Annotated in this window: 20 protein-coding genes and 1 pseudogene; 12 read left to right on the forward strand and 9 right to left on the reverse strand. The window is 45.7% G+C overall.

Features of this window, described 5'->3' with window-relative positions; translation table 11 throughout:
- Positions 1-6: 6 nt before the first annotated feature.
- A complete protein-coding gene (locus AZI85_RS09990; protein ID WP_063243943.1) occupies positions 7-555 on the forward strand; it encodes a thioredoxin family protein in 549 nt (182 codons plus the stop codon).
- A gap of 4 nt (positions 556-559) precedes the next feature.
- Positions 560-1096 carry an AraC family transcriptional regulator gene (locus AZI85_RS09995; protein ID WP_063243944.1) on the forward strand — a complete coding sequence of 179 codons (537 nt, stop codon included), beginning with the start codon at positions 560-562 and terminating at the stop codon, positions 1094-1096.
- A 129-nt stretch (positions 1097-1225) separates the two neighbouring features.
- On the opposite strand, the gene AZI85_RS10000 is transcribed toward AZI85_RS09995, so the two are convergent.
- Entirely contained in the window at positions 1226-1930 is a 705-nt protein-coding gene (locus AZI85_RS10000; protein ID WP_063243945.1) for an SIMPL domain-containing protein, read from the reverse strand.
- 144 nt (positions 1931-2074) lie between these two features.
- Here AZI85_RS10000 and AZI85_RS10005 point away from each other — a divergent pair, with 144 nt between their 5' ends.
- Positions 2075-2728 (forward strand): OmpA family protein, encoded by a 654-nt coding sequence (locus tag AZI85_RS10005; protein ID WP_063243946.1) that lies wholly within the window; start codon positions 2075-2077, stop codon positions 2726-2728.
- A gap of 44 nt (positions 2729-2772) precedes the next feature.
- Here AZI85_RS10005 and AZI85_RS10010 read toward each other — a convergent pair whose 3' ends face one another.
- Entirely contained in the window at positions 2773-3348 is a 576-nt protein-coding gene (locus tag AZI85_RS10010; protein ID WP_063243947.1) for a hypothetical protein, read from the reverse strand.
- A 180-nt stretch (positions 3349-3528) separates the two neighbouring features.
- On the opposite strand from AZI85_RS10010, the gene AZI85_RS10015 reads away from it, so the two are divergent.
- The 5 genes from AZI85_RS10015 (at position 3529) to AZI85_RS10035 (ending at position 8361) form a co-directional block, all read left to right on the forward strand.
- Positions 3529-4014: a hypothetical protein gene (locus AZI85_RS10015; protein ID WP_063243948.1), complete on the forward strand. Its 486-nt coding sequence runs from the start codon at positions 3529-3531 to the stop codon at positions 4012-4014.
- A gap of 78 nt (positions 4015-4092) precedes the next feature.
- The gene (locus AZI85_RS10020; RefSeq protein WP_063244335.1) at positions 4093-5703 is read left to right on the forward strand and encodes an FAD-dependent oxidoreductase; all 1611 of its coding nucleotides are present in this window, start codon (positions 4093-4095) and stop codon (positions 5701-5703) included.
- Between the two features lie 74 nt (positions 5704-5777).
- Positions 5778-6977 (forward strand): hypothetical protein, encoded by a 1200-nt coding sequence (locus AZI85_RS10025; protein ID WP_063243949.1) that lies wholly within the window; start codon positions 5778-5780, stop codon positions 6975-6977.
- Between the two features lie 2 nt (positions 6978-6979).
- Positions 6980-7474, forward strand: coding sequence for a hypothetical protein (locus AZI85_RS10030; RefSeq protein WP_063243950.1), 495 nt, complete (start codon positions 6980-6982; stop codon positions 7472-7474).
- 71 nt (positions 7475-7545) lie between these two features.
- Positions 7546-8361 (forward strand): substrate-binding periplasmic protein, encoded by an 816-nt coding sequence (locus tag AZI85_RS10035; RefSeq protein ID WP_063243951.1) that lies wholly within the window; start codon positions 7546-7548, stop codon positions 8359-8361.
- On the opposite strand, the gene AZI85_RS10040 is transcribed toward AZI85_RS10035, so the two are convergent.
- The 5 genes from AZI85_RS10040 to AZI85_RS10060 all read right to left on the reverse strand — a co-directional run bounded on the left by AZI85_RS10040 (position 8358) and on the right by AZI85_RS10060 (position 14566).
- Positions 8358-8843 carry a hypothetical protein gene (locus AZI85_RS10040; protein ID WP_063243952.1) on the reverse strand — a complete coding sequence of 162 codons (486 nt, stop codon included), beginning with the start codon at positions 8841-8843 and terminating at the stop codon, positions 8358-8360. The two genes, AZI85_RS10035 and AZI85_RS10040, sit on opposite strands and share 4 nt — an antisense overlap.
- Positions 8844-8921: 78 nt before the next feature.
- The gene (locus tag AZI85_RS10045) at positions 8922-10037 is read right to left on the reverse strand and encodes a hypothetical protein (protein WP_063243953.1); all 1116 of its coding nucleotides are present in this window, start codon (positions 10035-10037) and stop codon (positions 8922-8924) included.
- A 142-nt stretch (positions 10038-10179) separates the two neighbouring features.
- A complete protein-coding gene (locus tag AZI85_RS10050) occupies positions 10180-11286 on the reverse strand; it encodes an esterase-like activity of phytase family protein (RefSeq protein ID WP_063243954.1) in 1107 nt (368 codons plus the stop codon).
- A 13-nt stretch (positions 11287-11299) separates the two neighbouring features.
- Positions 11300-12208, reverse strand: coding sequence for an ADP-ribosylglycohydrolase family protein (locus AZI85_RS10055; RefSeq protein ID WP_063243955.1), 909 nt, complete (start codon positions 12206-12208; stop codon positions 11300-11302).
- A 96-nt stretch (positions 12209-12304) separates the two neighbouring features.
- Entirely contained in the window at positions 12305-14566 is a 2262-nt protein-coding gene (locus AZI85_RS10060) for an aconitate hydratase (RefSeq protein ID WP_063243956.1), read from the reverse strand.
- An 86-nt stretch (positions 14567-14652) separates the two neighbouring features.
- Here AZI85_RS10060 and cobB point away from each other — a divergent pair, with 86 nt between their 5' ends.
- Together cobB and AZI85_RS10070 are read left to right on the forward strand one after the other, a co-directional pair.
- Positions 14653-15360 (forward strand): Sir2 family NAD+-dependent deacetylase, encoded by a 708-nt coding sequence (gene cobB, locus AZI85_RS10065; RefSeq protein ID WP_063243957.1) that lies wholly within the window; start codon positions 14653-14655, stop codon positions 15358-15360.
- 143 nt (positions 15361-15503) lie between these two features.
- Positions 15504-16646, forward strand: a complete 1143-nt coding sequence (locus AZI85_RS10070) for a hypothetical protein (protein ID WP_063243958.1) — start codon at positions 15504-15506, stop codon at positions 16644-16646.
- Positions 16647-16722: 76 nt separating this feature from the next.
- On the opposite strand, the gene AZI85_RS10075 is transcribed toward AZI85_RS10070, so the two are convergent.
- Together AZI85_RS10075 and msrB are read right to left on the reverse strand one after the other, a co-directional pair.
- Positions 16723-17052, reverse strand: coding sequence for a hypothetical protein (locus AZI85_RS10075; RefSeq protein WP_155723984.1), 330 nt, complete (start codon positions 17050-17052; stop codon positions 16723-16725).
- Positions 17053-17160: 108 nt separating this feature from the next.
- A pseudogene (gene msrB / locus AZI85_RS10080) lies at positions 17161-17637 on the reverse strand (peptide-methionine (R)-S-oxide reductase MsrB); the annotation flags it as partial.
- Positions 17638-17775: 138 nt separating this feature from the next.
- Here msrB and AZI85_RS10085 point away from each other — a divergent pair.
- Positions 17776-18315 carry a hypothetical protein gene (locus tag AZI85_RS10085; protein ID WP_155723986.1) on the forward strand — a complete coding sequence of 180 codons (540 nt, stop codon included), beginning with the start codon at positions 17776-17778 and terminating at the stop codon, positions 18313-18315.
- A 113-nt stretch (positions 18316-18428) separates the two neighbouring features.
- On the forward strand, positions 18429-21101 hold the full coding sequence (locus AZI85_RS10090; protein WP_063243961.1) for a tail fiber domain-containing protein: 2673 nt from the start codon (positions 18429-18431) through the stop codon (positions 21099-21101).
- Positions 21102-21113: the final 12 nt, after the last annotated feature.

The raw sequence follows: 21113 nt of genomic DNA on the forward strand, positions 1-21113 counted from the left end.
GAAATCATGGCTTTGACATTCACTCCGTTCCCCGATTTAGGAAATGCGTGTCCTGAGTTTAAACTTCCGGCAACGGACGGAAAAACTTATGCCTTAAAAGATTTCCCGACGGGACATCCTTTGGTTGTGATGTTCATTTGCAATCATTGTCCGTATGTTCAAGCCATTGAAGACCGTCTGATTCAACTAGGTCAGGATTTGAAAAAACAAAACGTGTCGGTTGTCGCCATCTGCTCTAACGACGCGAAATCTCATCCTGAAGACTCTTTTGAGAATCTTAAAAAACGCGCAGAAGAAAAATCTTACCCGTTCGTTTACCTTTATGATGAAACTCAAGAAGTCGCTCACAAGTTTGGCGCTGTGTGCACGCCAGATTTTTTTGTATACGACAAAAATCACAAGCTCGCTTACCGTGGTCGCCTGGACGACTCTTGGAAAGACGCTAGCAAAGTGACGAAGCGCGAGCTTTACGAAGCCGTGCAAACCTTATTACAAGATCAAAAAGTTTCTGAAGAACAAACGGCCTCTATGGGCTGCTCAATCAAATGGATATAACAGCATGAAGTATATTTTATTTTTCATTCTAGTGGCGATGGTTTCATTCGGTCTTTTCCTCTCGAACTACTTGGGAGCTTGGAAGGGCGTCGACATTTCTGAATCACAACAGGGTCCTTTTAAAACCGTGTACCTTGAGCACGTAGGTCCTTATCACAAAGTAAATAAAGTGATCGAAAAAGTCGAAAAGTACATGGCTTCTCAAGGCGCTCCGTGTGGTCGCACTTTCGGTGAATACATGGATGATCCACAAACAACGGAAGAAGCACGTCTGCGCTCGAAAGTGGGCTGCATCGTTGCGGAAGTTCCGGCAAACCTACCTGAAGACTTTAAATCCGGCGAAATCCCAGCCCGCAAATACGTTGTCGCTGTCTTCACGGGCTCCCCAGGCATCGGCCCCATGAAAGTCTACCCACGTGTGAACGACTACATGCTAAAACAAAACCTAAAACAAACTGAAGCCGTCGTCGAAATCTACGAGATCCACTCGATTACTGAGAAAAATGCGATGACCACGACGTACTTATTCCCAGTCCAATAGGTACCTGCTTCCCTTCGTGTAAAAAAGGAACCAGGTTAAAAAAAAGAGGAGCTTATCGCTCCTCTTTTTTTGAAAGTGCCTGCTTCTTTTTTGTACTGCTCTGCACGACAAAAAAGAAGCAGGCACCTTTTAATTGATTTCGTATTCGGCGGTGACTTCTACGCGGACTTTGATTTGGCCTGAAGCTACGTCTGTGGATGCGGCTTCGGCGATGGCTTTATTGAAAGTGGCATAGAACGGTTGCGGTGGTGATTGAGATTGATTGCTGGTGATTTTACCAACGGCTTTAATTTTGACCCCGGCAGCCTTGGCGATTTCTTCCGCTTTTACCTTCGCGGCGCGAACGGCGTCACCCAAAGCGGCTGTTTCGACTTGCATTCTTTTGTCTGAATCCCACGTCAAAGAAGAAACATTCACACCAGAAGTTTGAGTTTTCTTGTCAGAGACTATTGCGTCCAAGAAATTTCCAGCATCGTCAATTTTACGCAAAGTCACTTGCAGGCTTTGAGTCACTCTGAAGCCGGTCATTTTATTTTGCTGCGTTTTTTGATCGTATTCGTATTCCGGGTTCAAACTGTAGTTGTCTGTTTGAATGTCTTCTTTTTTGATTTTGAAATCTTCAAAGACTTTCTTTACGTTTTTAAACTGGCTGGCTGCCATTTGCTGAGCTTGCTTCGCAGCCGGAGCTTTGGCCCACACGCTGATCGAGATGTTCACAAGGTTCGGGTCTAAGCCTCGCTCGGCCACACCGTTGACCACAATCAAGTTGTCTGCGTGAGCCACAGACGTCACTAAAGTAAGTGCTAAAAGAGCACAGCTTAAAATCTTACTCATAAATTCCCCTTTCCATGGGCTACCTCAAAATTCTAATCCAGGCCCTAGGTAAGGTAAACTTCTTCGCGAGGTCCAACGCATTGATTCTAATATTGCGCTTCATTCCGCTTTGTTTTGATAATAGATCCCTAGAGGAGTTCATTCATGAAAAAGTTAATTTTAATTGGAACAGCAGTGGCGATGATTGCTACAGGCTGTGCAACAGCGAACGAAAACCCGAACACAGCAAAAGGTGCTGGTATTGGTGCGGGTGTGGGCGCCGTTGTGGGAGCCGTGATTGGTCACCAAACAGGTCGTCGCAATGAAGGTGCGTTGATCGGTGCAGCCTTGGGGGCAGGTCTTGGTGGAGCTGTTGGTCACCGTTTGGATAAGCAACAAAAAGAACTAGCAAAAATTGCTGAGACTAAAAGAACTGAGCAAGGCCTTATCACGAAACTAAAAAGTGATATCTTGTTTGACACAGGTAAAGCAGACCTAAAACCGCAAGCCAAAGAAAACATCAATCAATTGGCGGCGATCATGAAGAAGTATCCAGAGAATATTTTGACAGTTCGTGGTTACACTGACGATACAGGCAGCCAAATGGTGAATAACCCGTTGTCTCAACAACGTGCGGAAGCTGTTCGTAATCAACTTGTAGCTTCAGGTGTTCCTGCCAACACAGCGACAGCTGTAGGTATGGGTGCGGCTAATCCGGTTGATCCAGGAAAAACAAAAGAAGCTCGCGCGAAAAACCGCCGTGTAGAAATCGAAATCACGGTGGATGAATCTAAAGTTCCTAAGAACGCGCAAAAGTAATTTGCTTAAGCAAATTAAAAAGGCATCCCGAGGGATGCCTTTTTTTATTTCATAAGATTGCGAGCTATTTCCAAGAAGCGCGCCTCTGTCACTTCCGGCGGCCACGGGATGATGGGGAATTCAAAAGGCTCATCCTCCCCGATATTCCAAGAAGCTAGATCCTTCGTGATAAGATCGCGAACTTCCGTCGCTAACAAACGGCGATCAATTTGCTTTACCACTTTAGGAAGTGGAAATTCCAAATTGAATTTCTGCGAAATCGCCCAGTGAATGCGCGACTCGATAATTTCAAAATCAGGAAGAAGGGCTTTTACCGGAGACACCAAATCCCCGACATAAGCTTCTGTCGCATCATGAAACAACATGTGCAAGGCGATTTCTTTTGTTGGAGAAACCTCTGCACCTAAGCAAGAGTGCTGACCTACGCTATAGAAAAAACGTGTGTGACCGTTAAAACGTGCCTGACGAGCTAAGGCACAAGCGATGTCTTCCATACGAACCGCCGCTGGATCTGGATCCAAGATATTAAAGCGTGTTCCGGAAAGAGTGATCACCCAAGATTTTTTGATGATTTCAGGTTTATTGAGCTTTTCGGTAAGTTCAGGCATCGCAATATTCATGAACGAAGTCCTTACCCGAAAGGATTCCGTGTTGCATGAGTTTTCTCGTGATTCAAAGCATCATTTTGGCCTCAAATGAAATCTGTTGGATCAGTCATAAAACAAAAACCAGTGTTCCAGAGTTGAGAACTTTCAAGCAACAGAAATAAAACCATCATCACAACTTTTAAAGGAGACCGTATGAAAAAAATCATCGCACTATTTTTAGGAATTCTTTCTACATCTGCGATTGCTCACGCTTACTCGGCTGACATGTCGTGGGACGAAATCAACCGCTCTAAATACCTTCACCCGAAGGCACCGACGGTGTACATGGGCCGTTCTATTGACTACATGTTCGTCTGCCAAGACGGCGACCGTTTGCGCACCCAAAAGCCTGTGGATATCACAGAAACACGCAGCTACGGTGGCGACCGCATGGAAGTCGTGGTTGTCGGACGTGAGTACTTGTCGACTCCGATTGACTATGTTCACACGGTGGAGGACTGCTTCTGGAATACAAATCAACGTATCTGCAAAGATGTGGACGTTTATGGCTCGTATCCTTTGACAGTGACGATCCCGGTTTACAAGCGCATTTCAAACCGCAACGTTGAACGTGAAGAGCTTCTATTTAGAAAATCTTACACGGTTCCTTCGTGTAACGACGTGGTACAGCCGCACTAGGATTTCAATTACTTCTCAACTAGAGAAGCCGCCGCTTCTCTAGTTGTGATTTTCAGTTGGAAAACTTATTTAGACGCCATGCAAAGACGTGATTTTTTAAAGACGACAGCGACATTAGCGGCCCTTTCTTCCCTTCCTACGAAAACCTTGGCTCAAGGTTCTTCTTGGGTGTCCAAAAATCTGACTGACGATTGGCCGATTGCACGCCTTTCTGACAACGAATCTTCAAGCATCGACTTTAACGGCGATAATATCGATCGTCCGCACGACATTCTTTGGAATATTGATGGCTATATCGAAAAACAAGGTGGCGAACCGAAGGTTTCTGAAGAGCTGGATGTTGTGGTTGTCGGCGGTGGTATCGGTGGCCTTTCCAGCGCCTATTATCTTCGTCACAAAAAAATCGCACTTCTTGAACAAGACTATCGCTTAGGTGGAAACACGAAAGGCGAAATGTACAAAGATGCGATCTACAGCATTGGTGCTGCTTACCTTGCAGAACCCGACGCGGAATCTCAGTTAGGCATTCTTCTTCGTGAACTTGATATTCACGACAAAGCCCGTCGCGAAACGGGTGATGAAACAACGGTGTTTTATAATAAAAAATTCGCCCGCCCTTTCTGGGAAGGCGCCAGTGCTGACGCGCACGCGGATTTCAAAAAATTCCACGCACGTTTAAAGCAAATCTTCAACGAAGCGGATTTTGGTTTTGAAAGTGATTTCGCCAAAGAATACGACCAAATGACGGCGGAACAATGGGTCGATAAAGAATTCCCGAATATCCATCCGCATATCAAAGAGTACATGCAGCTTTATGGCTGGAGTTCTTTCTGCGGTTCCATCGATGAACTTTCTGCCTTCCAATACTTGGGCTTTATCAGTTCTGAGACCGGAGCTCTTTTAGCATATCCAGGCGGGAACTCTTATGTTGCGCAAAAGATGGCTATTCAAATCCGTAAAGATGCTGGCAAAGAATCCTTGCGTTCAGGCTGCATGGTTTTACGAGTGAAAGCCGAAGGCGGCGGAGCCACGGTGCTTTATGTGGATGGCATGGGTGTGCTTAAAAAAATCAAAGCCAACCACGTCGTCATGGCCTGCCCTAAATTTGTCGCGCGTCGCTTGCTTCCGCAAATGCCGAAGCAACAGGATACGACCATTGACCTTCTTCCCTACCGCGCTTACTTGGTCGGCAATATCATCACGAAAAAACCGATTCAAAGTCCAAGCTATGAGCTTTACTGCTTAACGGGAAAGATGCCTCCTTCTCCGACGCCGATGAAGCGTGGCGATCGCAGCTTTACGGACATCTGCTTTGGAACGTGGGCTCAGGAAGAAAAAACACAGCACAGTGTTCTGACTTTGTATCAAGGTATCGCTTACGATGGCGCTCGTCAGTTCTTGTTCAATCCCGCTTCGCATGACAAATACAAAGCGAAGTATCTAACCGATATCGAGCCGGTATTAAATGCGATGGGTTTATCACAAAATGATATTCACGGTATTCGCATGACTCGTTGGGGACATGCTCTTCCGGTTGCGGCAAAAGGTCTTCTTGCCGCAAGAACGGCGCAGATCGCATCTGCATCTATTCACGACGTGATTCACTTCGCGAACCAAGATAACTGGATGACTCCGTGCTTTGAAGCCGCCCACCAAGCAGCGATTGAAGTTTCCTCGCTTATTAAATAAAAAACTTCTGTCTTAATTTGAGAATGAAGACAGAAAATCCTTAAGCTCACAGGCAATAAATCGATAAAGAACTTATGCGGTTTATTGCCTTTTTGTTTTTATTCATCTTTGCGAGCGGCAACCTGTGGGCGAATGGAAAAGCCTTCCTAGACCTTGAAGACGGTCAGATTGTTTCCGTATTTAATCAACCCGGCATGAACTGGAAAAATTGTGCGGGTGATGCAAAATGTAAATCTGTTGCATGGCCCGATAGCTCAGCCCAAATCGAAGTCGTTTCTCCCGTTAAAAAAATGAAGGTTGAAGATCCCTACACCGGTAAACTTGAAATGGAAGAATATGTTCAAGTGAAGTACCGTTACAAGCGCACAGTGAACGGCAAAGTTTATACCCAAGAAGGCCAAGGCTGGATTGATGCGGCTTACGTGACTAATGCCAAAAAGAGTTCTTTCTATGGAACCGCCGCGACAGGAAAAGAAGAGTGTCCTCCGGGCACGAAAACTCCGGCGAAAGATATTCAGAAAAGTTTAGAGCCTTTACAAAAGTCATTATCGAATCTTTCTGTGACGGATACGGCAAAGGCACTTTCTCCGTATGTCGGCGCTTGTGTGATCAATCCCAAAAATCCTCCGTCGCCGTATGCGGGAGGAAATCCTTATGATGCTTACGTGCTTCCGGCATTAAAAAAACAAGGCGTGCCTAAAATTAAAAAAGAAGATGGCACTTTGATGACGGAAAAAGATTTGATTGAGGTCGATGCTTTAGCGCGCACTCTTTATGCCGAGATGGCTCGCTGTTATAAGCACGGTCTTCACTACCCGATGACTGTCGCTAAGATCTCTATAAATCGTGCCGAAGCCACTCATCGCAAAGCAGAGTTTATCAAGGGCGATCACGCGGCGATTAAAACTCCTTTGGCAAAGGTTGTAACTTCGCCTTCTCAATTTTCACTATGGCTTAAAAAAATTGACGGGAAAGACAATCCAAGCCTTCGCCACGGTCTTTGCCCTCCTTCGAATAAAGACAAGGCCTTCTGGACTGGAGCAAAGCCCCCTCCGTTTGAACAAGATATCTGGGAAAATACGATGAGGATTGCCACCGAAGCCGTTTTATTTCCGAAAAAATTCAATGCACGTACGAAGCAGGTGAAGCAGTTTCATTACACGTCCGGGATGGATGGGTTTTATGGAATGAAACAAGTCTTTCCTTGGATTGAAGAACGCAAAGTTTCTAAAAATGCTTGTGTACAGGTCTGGGACGACAAAGTAAAATCCTAAACATGAACAATTCAACATCCAATTTCGTGTTCCTGATGGATTGTGCTGATTTTTCTGAAGCGCAAGTGGTGAAATCGTTTTTAGAATCTCAAGGATTTCATCCGCGCGTGCGCGATGAGCAGACCCGCAGTGTAGCTCCGCACCTAGGACAGCTTCTGGGAAAACTCACTTTAGAAATCCCCGAACATGAATATATGGAAGCTTCTTTAGAGCTTGAACGACGGGAACCCCCGCGTATTCAGATCGTCCACGAAAATGATCTTGAAACAACACAAGCCATGGCGAAGAAAGCTCTTTGGAATGCGATTCTCGGGTGTATTTTTATCCCTCTGCTTTGCAACTTCTATTCGATGGTGTTGGGTTATAGAGTCCTACGCCAGGAAGTACCTTTGACTAAGACCAGTCGCAATCGACTGCTCTGGGCCATCGTATTTAATTCGTTTGCCTTCTATGTTTGGCTGACAATTGGTCCAAAATATTTCTTTAAAAATTATTAGCTCACTTTTTTTGAAGCTGTTTTTCAGCATGAAGTGAGCAATAGCGATCCCTTTTCAGTTATGCTGAGGGCATGAAAATCATTCTGCCAGCCTTTTTAATATCTGTGGTGCTGGCTCTCTCTGCTAAGGGCCAGTCTCATGTCATCGTCGGTCATGATTTTGATCCCTTTTATTATAGCGATGCCGGTCCCGGAGTTCAGGGTGCTTGCTATGATATTTTAAAAAAGCTCTGCGATGCCACTGAAGAAAACTGCAAATTTAAAATCGCTCCTTTGCGCAATATGCTGCGAATGTTAAAAGAAGGCGAAGCCGATATCGGATGCCCGTTAGGCCCTTCTCCGCAAAGGGGACGCGTTTATTATTATTCAGAAAAAGTCTTCGACACGCGCTATTCGTTTTTTGCACGTCCGGCCGTTGCTAAGAAAATCAAAGACTATGATTCTCTTAGCCAGTTGAAAGTGGGAGTTTTTTCTCCTTCAATGACCGAGGTGAGTCTTCAACAGGTGCACGAATACATGGATAAGAAATTTAAAATTTATCCTGAAAAAACCGTCGTTAATACTTTAAGAAAAGTAGAAAATAACAGCTATGATTTAGCTTACGCCAATGCCGACGTCGCAAAAACGTGGATTAAAAAAAATCGGAGCAAGCTCGTGGAAGTCACGGGACTGGGTGAGCCGACCGAATACTCCATCGTTTTTTCCAGAAAGAAGTTTTCTCCAGCAGAATTCCAAAAGTTTCAGACAAAGCTTCGCGAACTGCAACATTCCCATGCATTGGATGAGATCGCTGCCAAACACAATCTAAAAATTTCGCTTAATGACGAGCCCGAAGAGGCCAGAAACAGCCGAGGTTCAAGACGAACTCCCGCTACTAAGAATCCCTAGTAGTACTTATCCAAAAAACGGAAGTATTGATCCCTAAAGACGTCTAAGTCCATGCGGTTTCCCTGGGAATCCTGCATTTCAGGAATACTGAGAACAATCTTGTCTTTGACTTTTTTGTATTCAAGAAACTTTGTAAAAAGAACCTGCGCATCTTCACCGCTTTGTTCAGAAAAGTAAGGTACAAAGAAGCTTTCGATTTCCGCTTTATCTGGCAGAAAACCCTCAACCATATTTATCTGATTCACAAACACGCGAGGGCAATAGAAAAGCTTCAACCGCTGACAGCGGACACGTTGAATGAAACTGTGAAAGTTGCGAATACCTAAAGAGTTAATTGCCTGCAGATCTTTAAGATCGATGTTCAAATCAAAGTTGGGATTCACTTCAACCCCATCAAGGGCGGAAGAGTACTCGTTCAAACTGCCTTTAAGCAGGATGGTCGTACATTTGTCGCTAACACTAAAAGAAAGTTGCAGAGCCATTAGGTTCCTTTGAGATCACCTATTATGCTCTGAACTTTCCTAAAAACAAAGTCCAGGGGTCACCGCTTCACAAAAAAATTAACAGCGCGGACCTTCTCCACATGTCAGGATGGCGGCCTCTTTGATTTTGAGGAGGTTTTTAATACGCTCTTCGTTGGTAAAATGCGTCGCAGAGTCGCCTTCATGCGCATCCGGAATATGGCATAACCAGTTCATAGCCAAGGAAATCCTGTCTTGCTTCGTCTTCAGATCTGTTACGGCTTTCAAGTGAGCCATTAGAATACGGCCTGCGGTCATATCTGCCATTGCCTCTCGTTCGCGAGTTTCAAAGTATTTATTGTCGTGCTCGGGCATTGAATTGCGCAGGCACTTCGATGCCTCGGCATCTTGAACATCGACGCGAGCCTGGAACTGAAGCTGATGATACATCTCGTGCGCAAGGAGCATCACTAAAGAAGTGATACGATCGTCTTTGTCCTTACCTGCTAGCTTAAGAAACTGTCCCGGGCATATGAGGATCACTCCCGCGGAAGCTCCCGGAAGAAGCGACGAATGAGCTCTTAAACCTAGACCATCCCCTTCACAGTTGCTTGTCGCAAGAATGGTCATTGCGTTTTTGCCTGGATAAGTCGTTTCAATAATTTGGGAGATGGACATCACATCTGTGGAATTGATCACACTTATCTGACGCTTTTTTTCTTCATCCGAAAGTGTGCTTGCTTGAATGTGTTCAGCGTAAAGCTTTTGAACAAGGGCTTTGGTTTCTTGGATGTCCTTGTCATAGTCGTAGATCATGCGATAGGCCGCGTCTGATAAATGTAAAAAGCGCAGTTCTTCCTTATACAGCTTTCCTGCTTGAAATTCTTCACTGGTTCCTTTGAATTCAGCCGACAATTGCGGGAATTCTTTTTTAAGCTGAGTCAGGGCTTTTTCGCGACCTTCTTTGCGAATCGTTTCCGCGATCGGAGCCTCTTGAACCGCGCAGACAGTTTCTTTCGGCTTTTCGCAAAGATTCGTTGCTATTTTCTTTTCGTTCTTAGGAACGCCATCTTTGTGATTCGTCGCCGTTTGACCTACTTGTGCGCCGGCATTTTTTTGACGCATTTTCGCTGCGTATTCTGAATCCTTTTTCGCACAAGCGGCTAAAGTGAATACGGCTGAAATCACAGTGATTGTTAAGAATGCTTTTTTCATGGACTGCTCCTAAGTTCGACACCTGTTGGGCGAAAAAAGGCGCGCGCCCGTGCGAGCTCCCTTTAGATCGACCTTCAGCTGTCGAAGATCTTAAAAGCAATTTAAAGACCAAATGAGCGTCTCAGAATGAGACACTCAGAGATTATTCACCATCTACGGCAAAAACAATGAACTCTGTCAGTTCGGCTTTTGAAAAGTTATTATCGACCATCACTAAAAGGCTGCGACGGCCATCGGGAAGATTTGGTCCCCACGCCATGGCCTCATAGTTTTGAATGACCTTTTCACCGCGCACTTGAACAAGATCGGTTTCAAAGTCGACGAGCTTCACTTTATCGACCGGCTGAAACGTCCCCGCTTCAAGTTTTGATGACTCATGAACACTTTGCGCTTTTGATAAATCTGCCAAATAGATAGCGACTGTTTGTGCCCATTTCTTAGGACCAAGTACGCGCACGCCTCTTTCCATCACCAGCATTTTAGTTTCTGAAAGAGCAAGCATTTCAGAAACTCCTCTCATCACTTCTTTACCTGCAGGAAGTACATTGAAGGCGTCGATGTGATAAGCGTATTCCGCGATGGGCGCATATCCCTTTTCTTTTTGATCTTCAAATTTCAGAATGCGAACGGTGTCCCCATCAGCTTCTTTGCCAGTCACAAGATCTTGAGTCAAAGCGGCTTCCGTCGTCGTGAAAACGTACTGACCGTCATTCCAGGTCGTCAAACTTTCAAAGGCCAGGTTTCCTTGAATGCCTTTGGTCTCTACACCTGTCGCTTCGGGAAGAAATTTATCTGGCATTGGAAAATCAGATTTCCAAAGACCTTCAGGTGACGTTCTAAAAATACGTGGCATCGCGCGAGGTTTTGCATCGCTATTGCCTTCTGAAGAAATAACTAAATCACCCGATGACAGACGGACAAGTCCTTCTGGATCTAACATGGCTTTACGATCGCCATCCATAGGAAGGCCCGTCACAAAACGAACAGCCTTCGGTGTCAGCGTCACTTTTTTGTCGGAAGTGATCGCAAGATCAAATTCGTAAAAGCGTGGGTCCCCGGCGCGACCCTTGTCATCTGAAAGAGCCGTCAAAGTTCCGTTATTAAAACTGATCGCAGACAGTCCCCCGATCGTGGTTTTTTGAAACTTTGTTCCGGTGGGAATAGATGTTTCAGCAAAGTATTCCAAGCTTAATGCCTGAGACTCGACACTGATCAAACTCAACACGAGTAAAGATAAAAGCAGCTTCATTCTAAAATTCCTCTCAATTCTTAAAGAAAGCGGCGCACAGTTTTTCAATCTCTTCTTTGTATTCCAGAACTTCAAGCCAACGCGCAGGAATGGCTTTCGGTCCATAATAAGCTCCACATAAGACGCCCGCGACAGCTCCGCAAGAATCCGAATCATCACCGCGATTGACGACCGCAACCAAAGCGTCTTCTAACGAATCAAATTTCATAAAAGCCCACAATCCCGCACACAATGTATCTACACAGAATCCAGAAGTGGAAAGATCTTTCCACTCGGTTTGCGGGATGGTTTTCAGCTTTTCATAAATAAAAGAACTGACTTTTTCGGCTTCATTCAAAGCTGTAGCAAAAATTTCTGCTTTGTTTTTTCCAGCAAGGACGGCTTTCACCGTGGGAACAAAAATCAAATCCGTATCGACACAGTGATGATGTCCATGAGTCATCTTGGTTTGTGTGACCATGATTTCGTGCAGACCTTGAATAGCTTGATCTTGGTAATTCCCATGAGCAGTGTCATGAAGAAGCGCGAGCGGTGCCACACGCATGATGGAACCATTACCCTGGAACTCATTATTCACATAACCACAGTCTTTGAGCGGCAGACCGTCTTTAAGGTTTTGCAGTCCTTTGATTGTTGTGGTGCCAATATCCGGTGGATTGCTGGCATACCACTTCAACATTTCTGATTTAAGAATATCAAATGAGATTTCTTGGGGGCTCTTTAATGCGCGCAAAAGACAAAGCATCAAATCCGTGTCGTCCGTCGCTTCGCCGGCTTTCCAGTTGAATTTTCCACCGCCGACGATTTCGGTCTTCGTGTTCCAAGAGGCTTGCGGAGGCAAGAATTCCCACGGGGCTCCTAAAGAATCCCCTGCGTGCAAACCCCATAACATTCCTAGAACGCGCTCTTGATAAGACAACATGCCACAAAGTCTTAGCGGCAAAGGGTGGCCTTGTCGACAATAAAAAAGCCCTCGTTTGTGACGAGGGCTTTCCCAATCAAATCTTAAAGATTTAAATTAAAGTCCGCGAATCAAGTTCAACGCACTTCCCGCGCGGAACCATTTCAACTGTTCTGCGTTGTAAGTATGTTTCAACTCGATAGCTTCAGAAGAACCATCCTTGTGTTTAAGGATCATCTTCACGTTTTTACCTGGAGCAAGATCTTTAAGATCTACTAGGCTTACAAGGTCTTCCTCTTGAATCTTGTCGTAATCTTTTGGATTTACGAAAGTCAAAGCTAACACACCTTGTTTTTTCAAGTTGGTTTCATGGATACGAGCGAATGACTTCGTCACAACCGCCGTGGCACCCAAGAATCTTGGAGACATCGCCGCATGTTCACGAGAAGAACCTTCACCGTAGTTTTCGTCACCGATGATCACCCAGCCTTTGCCGGCTTTTTGGTAAGAACGAGCGACTTGAGCAAACTCAACACCCGCTTGACCTGTCATCAAGTTACGACCTTTACCGATTTCACCCGTGAATGCGTTATCCGCACCCAACAACATATTGTTAGAGATGTTGTCCAAGTGACCACGGTAGTTCAACCACTTACCGCCCGGAGAGATATGATCCGTTGTACATTTGCCTTTAGCTTTCGCCAAAACATAGTTATCAACGAAGTCTTTACCATCCCATTTCGTGAATGGAGAAAGAAGTTGCAGACGCTCTGAAGTTGGGCTGACAGCCACTTGCGCCTGAGCACCCGCTGGTTTTTGGTAACCTTCCGTATCAGGGATGAAACCTTGAGCGGGAAGTTCTGGAGCTACCGGAGCTTGCAACTTGATTTTACCTTTTGGTCCTTCAAGTTCGTCTGTCGCTGGGTTGAAATCCAAACGACCCGCAAGACCCAATGCCATCACGATCTCTGGAGAAGCGATGAAGGCCAAAGTCTCTGGGTTCGCATCGTTACGAGCGCGGAAGTTACGGTTGAAAGAAGTCACAATCGTGTTCTTCTCTCCCGATTTCACGTCGTCACGTTTCCATTGACCGATACAAGGACCGCAAGCATTCGCAAGAACCGTCGCACCCACTTCGTTGAAGGTCGTCATTTGACCGTCACGCTCAATGGTCTTTTGGATTTGTGTTGAACCTGGAGAAACCAAGAACGGTTGATTCATTTTCACGCCGATATCCATAGCTTGTTTTGCTACGAAAGCGGCGCGACCGATATCTTCGTAAGAAGAGTTCGTGCAAGAACCGATCAAGGCTGAAGAGATCTTCGCTGTGTAACCTTTTTCTGCCACTTCTTTTTTAAGCGCAGAGATAGGACGAGCCAAGTCTGGAGTGTGAGGACCCACAAGGTGTGGTTCCAAAGCAGACAAATCGATTTCGTAAACTTCGTCGAAGTATTTACCAGGATTTGCAACAACGTCCGCATCCGCAGACAAGATGTCTTTGTGAGCATCAGCAATAGACGCCAATTGATCACGGCCTGTGGATTTCAAATAAGCACCCATGCGCTCGTCATACGGGAATACAGAACATGTCGCACCCAACTCGGCACCCATGTTTGTGATCGTCGCTTTACCAGTACAAGAGATGGAACAAGTGCCTTCACCGAAGTACTCCACGATTTTATCCGTTCCACCTTTTACGGTCAGCATTCCGCAAAGTTTTAAGATCACGTCTTTTGCAGAAGCCCAGCCGCCCAACTTACCTTTCAAGTGAACACCGATAAGTTTTGGATTTTTAACTTCCCAAGGAAGTCCGACCATCACATCAGAAGCATCAGAACCACCCACGCCGACCGCACACATACCCAAACCACCCGCATTCGGAGTGTGAGAGTCTGTACCGATCATCAAACCACCTGGGAACGCGTAGTTTTCAAGGATCACTTGGTGAATGATACCAGCGCCGGGTCTCCAGAAGCCGATGTTGTAACGAGAAGATGTTGTCGCCAAGAATTCAAAAACTTCTTTGTTCGACATATTGGAAGCCGCCATGTCAGCGTCTTTCCCTTTGTAAGCTTGGATTAAGTGATCGCAGTGAACAGTTGAAGGAACGGCTGCTTCATCTTTACCCGCAAGCATAAATTGCAACAATGCCATTTGCGCTGTCGCATCTTGCATCGCTACACGGTCTGGTCTTAGAAGAAGAAAACTTTCTCCACGAACCAACTCTTGATTTTGTGGATCATCCAAGTGACCAAACAAGATTTTCTCCGCCAATGTCAAAGGGCGGTTCAAACGATTGCGAACTACAGCCAATCTTTCAGCTGTCTTCTTGTAAACGTTCTGTACCATTTCTGGTGACGTTTCGATTTTCGAAGCCATTGTTATTGCCTTTCTTTGAAGAACGCCCGATCATAATGAAAATCAGTTGAAAGCTCAACGAATCCGCGGCTTTGCGCGAGGCATAAATGGACTTAAGACTATTTAAGAACATCGTCATCCTAACCGGGGCTGGAATCTCGGCTGAGAGCGGGATTCGCACGTTTCGCGACCAAGACGGGCTGTGGGAAGAGCACCGCATTGAAGACGTCGCCACACCTGAAGCTTTTGCTCGAGATCCGAAGCTGGTTCAACGCTTCTACAACCTGAGACGGGCTCAACTGAAAGACCCCAAAATCCAGCCCAACCCGGCTCATCTCGCATTAGCTGAATTAGAGCGCCAGTGGGAGGGAAACTTTCTGCTCGTCACCCAAAATGTCGACAACCTCCACCGTCGGGCCGGTTCGCCCAATTTGCTTCACATGCATGGTCGCCTGGACAAAGTTTTCTGCCTTCATTGTGATGAGCACTACGAATGGAACGAAGATTTAGCCGTCGATCAAAGCTGCGAGGCCTGCGGGCGTAAAGGAGGCGTGCGCCCCGATATCGTATGGTTTGGGGAAATGCCACACCATATGGAAGAAATCTATGCGGCTTTGGATAAAGCCGACTACTTTATTTCCATCGGCACCAGCGGGAATGTATATCCAGCAGCTGGCTTTGTGCGCTTGGCGTGGAAAGCGAAAAAGATTGAGATCAACTTGAAAGACACCGAGATCTCTCCCGCATTTGATGCGCATTTCGTGGGTCCGGCCTCGACGGAGGTTCCGCGTTTTATTAAAGAACTGTTAGAGTAAAAATCTCCCGTTCCAGCAATTCCTAAGAGTGAAAACTGTCTGAAGTTTTGACTGTTTTTGGTAAAAAACTTCGGGCCCTGAATACGCGTAGCTATTCTCATGTTTGTGCTTTAACTCTAGTGCCACTTTAAAAAGGTGGTTTTATGCTGCACAAAGCGGTTCTCGCTCTTTCGCTTCTTATGTCTCCGTCGGCCTTCGCCGAAGAGAATTCATTTTGGCAGCTGCCCTCTTCAAGTCCCGACCATTACTGGCAAGTTCCCTTCGATCAGTCGAAGGCGTACGACGCCAGTATGATCAAATCCCATCTGTATGTTCAAAAAGAAAGCTTGAACACGATTTTGAAAATTGATTTTGATGACTTTCGTGATGTCCCGGATCTTTTTAAAAGCTACTTGCCTGGTGAAAATTTTGATCGCCCTCGCAAAGTCAGCATCTATTTAGCTTTAACAAACGACTACAATGTATTGAGTCCCGTGGGTGTCGAGGCCGAGACGGACGACAACGGTTACACGCACGGCTCAAAAATCGTGATCGGTGGATTTTTACCACAAGGTCACTACATGAGTTTTGAATACTCGTCGGACCTTTACACTCAGCCTATCGATGGAACGGCTTACAAACTTCCTGATGGAGGCCGTTACGTCTGCCAGCATTTTACGAATGAAAATGTTCTTAAAATCGTTCTAGATAATATCGATAAAAATCGCGGTAAAACTTTTTACTGGAAAGCGGAAGCTGGTTGGCAACAACTTAAATCGGACTCTCCGGGTGGGTATCTTGAAGGCGCCACTCAACAGGCGAAATTTCATGCGCTGATCAATAAGGCCCAGAATGGCAAAATGAAAACGCCCATCAACGTAGATAACGGCAAAGACACTCGCAATGGTGCAATCTTGGGATTGTACGTTGGTATCGCTAAAGAGTATCTGATGGCGAAAAATATGTGCCGCGTGCGAGCGTTTGCTGAAAGTGGTGGTCGCGGCTCGACAATCAATGAAGCCAGCTACGTTGCAGCGAATGTCGGTGGTATTTTATGGTGCCAAAGCTCTCCGTCATCACTGACTTATCGTGCGGAGCTGGGGCATGAGTCGAAGCTTTATAATACAGGCTACGAAGGCACTGGATATGCTGATATCTCGACAGGAAAAAACAACTGGAGAGTCGGTTTTAGAATCATGCAAAAGCATGGAAAACTTTTGAACTATGTCGATTACAATCTTAAGAACATCAAAACTAATAAAATCGACATGATCTTTATGCTCTATTTCCGTTACGAATTTAGATAGTTCTTTAAAAGCACATCTGAAAATAAAAAAAGGAGTCTTTCGACTCCTTTTTTATTTCTAAATCTGTTTTCAGAAATTAGAAGCCAGAATAGCAACGACTTGATGTGATAGTTTGTGATTCATCACGAACCATGTACAAGCAGCTATCTTCAGCTCTGTGAAGTTGAACGCGCGTGTGAGGGATTTCTTGGTACTCCCCGTTTACAAGTTCAATCGTGTGAGTAGGTGTTGCTTCCACGTCCAAGATCATTGGGTGGTTGCACATTTCTTGGTAACCCCATTGAGTGTGCTTAGCTACTGTTTTGATCGCTGTTGTTAAACGTTCGTTGCGGATGTATTTATCGCAGCCTGCTGCCAATGCAGAAGACGCCGACAACACCATAACAAGTGCAAGTAAGATACGCATAAGAATGCCTCCGTTATTTAATTTAGCGAAGGCATGTTTAGGTGTTTTTATCAGGAATGCCAACGACAAAGCCCTGACCTTTTCAAAACGAAAGCGCATTGAGAATGCTTAATAACCTGGCGCGCCAGCCTCAGTCTCGCGGTCCTTCTGCTTTTTAAATAAAGGCAGATATTCTTCGTAGCCCTCTTTTTCTAAATCACGGACCGGAATGAATCTGAGCGCTGCGGAGTTCAAACAGTAACGCTTGCCTGTGGGGGCCGGGCCATCATTAAAGATATGACCTAAGTGACAGTCCGCAAGTTTGCTGCGCACTTCAATGCGTGGCACAGAAAGACTGCGGTCTACTTTCGTTGTGACATAGGATTCATCCAAAGGTTTGGTGAAACTTGGCCATCCGGTGGAAGAATCAAATTTATCTAACGAGCTAAAAAGAGGCTCGCCAGAAACGACATCGACGTAAATACCTTCTTCGTGGTTGTCCCAATATTTATTTGAAAACGGTCGTTCCGTGCCTTCCATCTGCGTGACTTCGTATTGTAAGGGATTGAGTTTGTGTTTCAATTCCGACGACGTGGGTTTATGGTAGTGAGAGAAATCTTTCATAACTCCTCCGATATCTTTACATCCTTATTCTACTCTTCTGAATTTGACGAAACACAGTTTTGACCGATGCCATGGGCTTTTTGTCTTGTTATTTTCGGGATTCTTAATAAGCTCGATTTCATGAAAACACTTATTATTGTGCTGACCCTTGTTTCAAATGTTGTTCTTGCAAAGACTGTCAACCCACAGGGAAACTTTGTACGTTCTTGTTACGAAGACGACACCGACTTTTTGGCATCGGTAATAACTATTGAAAACGCAAATTGGACTTTCACGCATACAGGTTATGAAGATGAAAGCTGCGCAAAGCCTTACATCATTTATGAAGAAAAATTTTCGGCGGTGATTGATGGCACTCATTTAGATCTTCAAGCCACGGAAGCCTCTTACACGACTTTGACTGACACCGTGACAGAGGCCTTGAATATGATTGCCTACTGCGGATTTCAAGACTGGAAAACGGGAGAAAAGAAAACCGTCACCGACATGATCTGTGATGACTATGCTCCGCCGCGCGTTGGAGAAACCCGTTTCACGATTTTTCAGGTGTCTGAGGACGGGTCCACGCTGGCTTTAGGGAAAAAGTCTTTCGGCAACGAAGGAACTTCTTCAGAGCGTCGACACAAGGAAGTTGGCTCAGATCACTACATCAAAAATTAAATGGGATCGCTCGCAAAGAGAACGGCCTAAGCAATATACGCTAGCAGTCCTTTAAGCGATCCAAAAGTAGACAGCTCAGTTAAGAGTTCTTAATAACATACCGAAACGTCAACATGAGATTTTTAATCCTTCTGAACGTTTCACTCTGGACACTCATTCCGTCTTTCCTGTTGGCCGCGCCTAATTCTTTGAATTACCAAGGGCGCATCCTGAAAGACGATGGCACTCCTTTATTACACAATAATGTCAGTTTCAGCTTTGAAATCACGAACGCGGCAGAGACTTGCATCATGTACCGCGAACAAGTGAACGGCGTGAATCTTTTGGCGACTAAGGGAGTATTTGATATCTCTATTGGCAGTGGCACAAAAATCTACCCAACCACAGCTTTTCAACTGAGTGAGGCTTTTCAAAGTGGTGTTTCTATCAATTGTGATGGCACAGCTCCTGTCACACCAGCGGCTATTGAAACACGTAAACTGCGGGTACAGTTCTTCGATGGCTTGACGTGGAAGTCGATCACGCCTGCGTTAGAAATTCATTCTGTGCCTTTTGCTCTTTCTGCAGCGAAACTAGAAGGTAAATCAGCATCGGATTTTGTCATTAAAACAGGACTTCCTATTTGCGGAGCGGGAACATTTCTTTCATGGTCCGGGTCGGCTTTGACCTGTGAAGGCGTGACGGGATCTAATGGCGGAACCGTCACCAATGTGACTTCGACGAATTCTTATTTAAGTATTACCAATGGAACTTCGACTCCCGCATTGACTTTGAATGTCGGCACGACGGCGAACACGGTCGCTGCGGGGAATGATACTCGCTTTACTGACTCTCGAAATCCTACGGGCGCCGCCGGTGGCGATCTTGGTGGGAATTATCCAAGTCCTGATGTCGTTAAACTTCGTGGCGTGGCCGTGGCTTCAACAACACCTACAGCAACAAACAATCTTTTGAAATTTGATGGCACAAGCTGGGCTCCGGGGTTTGTGACAATCTCAGATGTGCGATCGACCGCTGCCGGCAATACGACCTTCTTTCCTACAACGTGTACGACAGCGCAGACTTTGAATTGGGAGTCAGCGACAGATAAATACATTTGCGCCGATATTGCGATTCCGGATTCTAAAATCACCTATGCTTCGCAAACAGCAAAAACATTTTTTGCAGCGCCGACAGCAGGCGGCGCTCCGAGTTTTCGTGCGATCGCTTCTTCCGATTTACCGACAACGGGAGTTGATGGTGTTTTGATTAATGGAGGAAATACATTTTCTGCGAACTCTTCAATGGGTTTAAAAGATGCTTTCAATCTTAGTCTTCTAACAAATAATTCGGCGCGATTGAGCATCCTGGGCACAGGGCAAATAGGAGTGCAAACTTCGGCGCCGCCGGCTCCATTTACTGTTCAGAACTCATTGCTTGCTACAGCCTCGTCAACGGCCGCAGCCCTCACTCCGACGCAGGTTTTAGTGAATGATGCCATCGATTTGCCCACGGGCCGTCAAGCCAGTCTGTTGGTCCTTAACCAACCGACACAAACTGCAAATGGCACGGGTCAATATAACGCCGCTGTCTTTGATATTAACTCCAACACGGGCGCATTCAATCTGCAGGGGACGCGTGGCCTTATGGTTATCAATACAAAGAATGGGTCCGGCACCGTCAGCAACCAAGTGGGCGGCATTGTCGGAAGTCTCTTGAAAGAAGGCACAGCAACCAGTCAGGCAGGGTTTCAGGTGACGGCTTCGGCAAGTGCAAGTACAACTCTTGGAAACCAGTATGGAACAAGCTCCTCTGTGACAAATACATCTTCAGGGACGGTCACCGTTCAAACGGCCTATCAAGGGATCGCCGTCAATTCAAGTGGCTCGACGGTGACGAACCAATACGGACTTTTTGCTTCCTCAACCAACTCGGGAACGGCGGCGTCCCAATACGGAATTTTATCAAAGACGACCCATGATGCCGCTAACACTTTGCCTACACAGTATGGGACTTACACTGTGGCCTCCAATAATGGTTTAGGAACCATCACGAATGCTCACGGTAATTTCAATCAGGTCTTTAATGCCGGAGCTGGCACCACCACAAATGCTTACGGTACTTTCAGTCAAATTTGGAATGACGGCACGGGAACGATTGACAAGGCCTATGGATATTACGCCGATGTCTACAATCCAAATGGAGGAACTGTTACCACTGGCTATGGATTGTATTTGGGTTCTGTCAGCGCCACTGCGAAATGGTCCATTTGGGCGAATGATGTCACTGCACCGTCGTATTTTGCAGGCAGGATCGGCATTGGAACCGCAACACCTACACACAATCTTCAAGTGGAAGGCACGGCGGGATTAAGCACGGGAACTGCTTGGACGAATACGTCAGACATTCGACTTAAAGATATTCAAGGCGATTACGAATACGGTTTGAATGAAATTTTAAAACTTCATACCGTGCGTTTTACCTACAAAAAAGGCAATCCGTTAAAGCTTTCATCGAGCCATAAGATGACAGGCTTTATCGCGCAGGAAGTACAAAAAGTAATTCCGGATGCCGTCAAGGTTCGTCCCGACGGGTATTTAGAATTAAACGTCGACCCTATTCACTGGGCCACCGTCAATGCCGTGCAAGAACTCAATGGCAAATGTGAGATGTCTCAAGAGCAACTGTCTGCATTGAAACGCGAAGTCGCTTCTTTGAAAGAAGAGAATACTTCACTGAAGATACAACTGGAAAAACAGAATCAAGATTTAGAGCTGATTAAAAAGAAATTGGGGCTTGCTGATTAAGCAAACCCCTTT

The sequence above is a fragment of the Bdellovibrio bacteriovorus genome, assembly GCF_001592755.1.
Taxonomy (GTDB): Bacteria; Bdellovibrionota; Bdellovibrionia; order Bdellovibrionales; family Bdellovibrionaceae; genus Bdellovibrio; species Bdellovibrio bacteriovorus_E.

Bases quoted from the DNA above. Each gene is read 5' to 3' on its own strand.
- AZI85_RS09990 (WP_063243943.1), top strand. From the start codon at position 7: ATGGCTTTGACATTCACTCCGTTCCCCGATTTAGGAAATGCGTGTCCT.
- AZI85_RS09995 (WP_063243944.1), top strand. From the start codon at position 560: ATGAAGTATATTTTATTTTTCATTCTAGTGGCGATGGTTTCATTCGGT.
- AZI85_RS10000 (WP_063243945.1), bottom strand. From the start codon at position 1,930: ATGAGTAAGATTTTAAGCTGTGCTCTTTTAGCACTTACTTTAGTGACG.
- AZI85_RS10005 (WP_063243946.1), top strand. From the start codon at position 2,075: ATGAAAAAGTTAATTTTAATTGGAACAGCAGTGGCGATGATTGCTACA.
- AZI85_RS10010 (WP_063243947.1), bottom strand. From the start codon at position 3,348: ATGAATATTGCGATGCCTGAACTTACCGAAAAGCTCAATAAACCTGAA.
- AZI85_RS10015 (WP_063243948.1), top strand. From the start codon at position 3,529: ATGAAAAAAATCATCGCACTATTTTTAGGAATTCTTTCTACATCTGCG.
- AZI85_RS10020 (WP_063244335.1), top strand. From the start codon at position 4,093: ATGCAAAGACGTGATTTTTTAAAGACGACAGCGACATTAGCGGCCCTT.
- AZI85_RS10025 (WP_063243949.1), top strand. From the start codon at position 5,778: ATGCGGTTTATTGCCTTTTTGTTTTTATTCATCTTTGCGAGCGGCAAC.
- AZI85_RS10030 (WP_063243950.1), top strand. From the start codon at position 6,980: ATGAACAATTCAACATCCAATTTCGTGTTCCTGATGGATTGTGCTGAT.
- AZI85_RS10035 (WP_063243951.1), top strand. From the start codon at position 7,546: ATGAAAATCATTCTGCCAGCCTTTTTAATATCTGTGGTGCTGGCTCTC.
- AZI85_RS10040 (WP_063243952.1), bottom strand. From the start codon at position 8,843: ATGGCTCTGCAACTTTCTTTTAGTGTTAGCGACAAATGTACGACCATC.
- AZI85_RS10045 (WP_063243953.1), bottom strand. From the start codon at position 10,037: ATGAAAAAAGCATTCTTAACAATCACTGTGATTTCAGCCGTATTCACT.
- AZI85_RS10050 (WP_063243954.1), bottom strand. From the start codon at position 11,286: ATGAAGCTGCTTTTATCTTTACTCGTGTTGAGTTTGATCAGTGTCGAG.
- AZI85_RS10055 (WP_063243955.1), bottom strand. From the start codon at position 12,208: ATGTTGTCTTATCAAGAGCGCGTTCTAGGAATGTTATGGGGTTTGCAC.
- AZI85_RS10060 (WP_063243956.1), bottom strand. From the start codon at position 14,566: ATGGCTTCGAAAATCGAAACGTCACCAGAAATGGTACAGAACGTTTAC.
- cobB (WP_063243957.1), top strand. From the start codon at position 14,653: ATGGACTTAAGACTATTTAAGAACATCGTCATCCTAACCGGGGCTGGA.
- AZI85_RS10070 (WP_063243958.1), top strand. From the start codon at position 15,504: ATGCTGCACAAAGCGGTTCTCGCTCTTTCGCTTCTTATGTCTCCGTCG.
- AZI85_RS10075 (WP_155723984.1), bottom strand. From the start codon at position 17,052: ATGCGTATCTTACTTGCACTTGTTATGGTGTTGTCGGCGTCTTCTGCA.
- AZI85_RS10085 (WP_155723986.1), top strand. From the start codon at position 17,776: ATGAAAACACTTATTATTGTGCTGACCCTTGTTTCAAATGTTGTTCTT.
- AZI85_RS10090 (WP_063243961.1), top strand. From the start codon at position 18,429: ATGAGATTTTTAATCCTTCTGAACGTTTCACTCTGGACACTCATTCCG.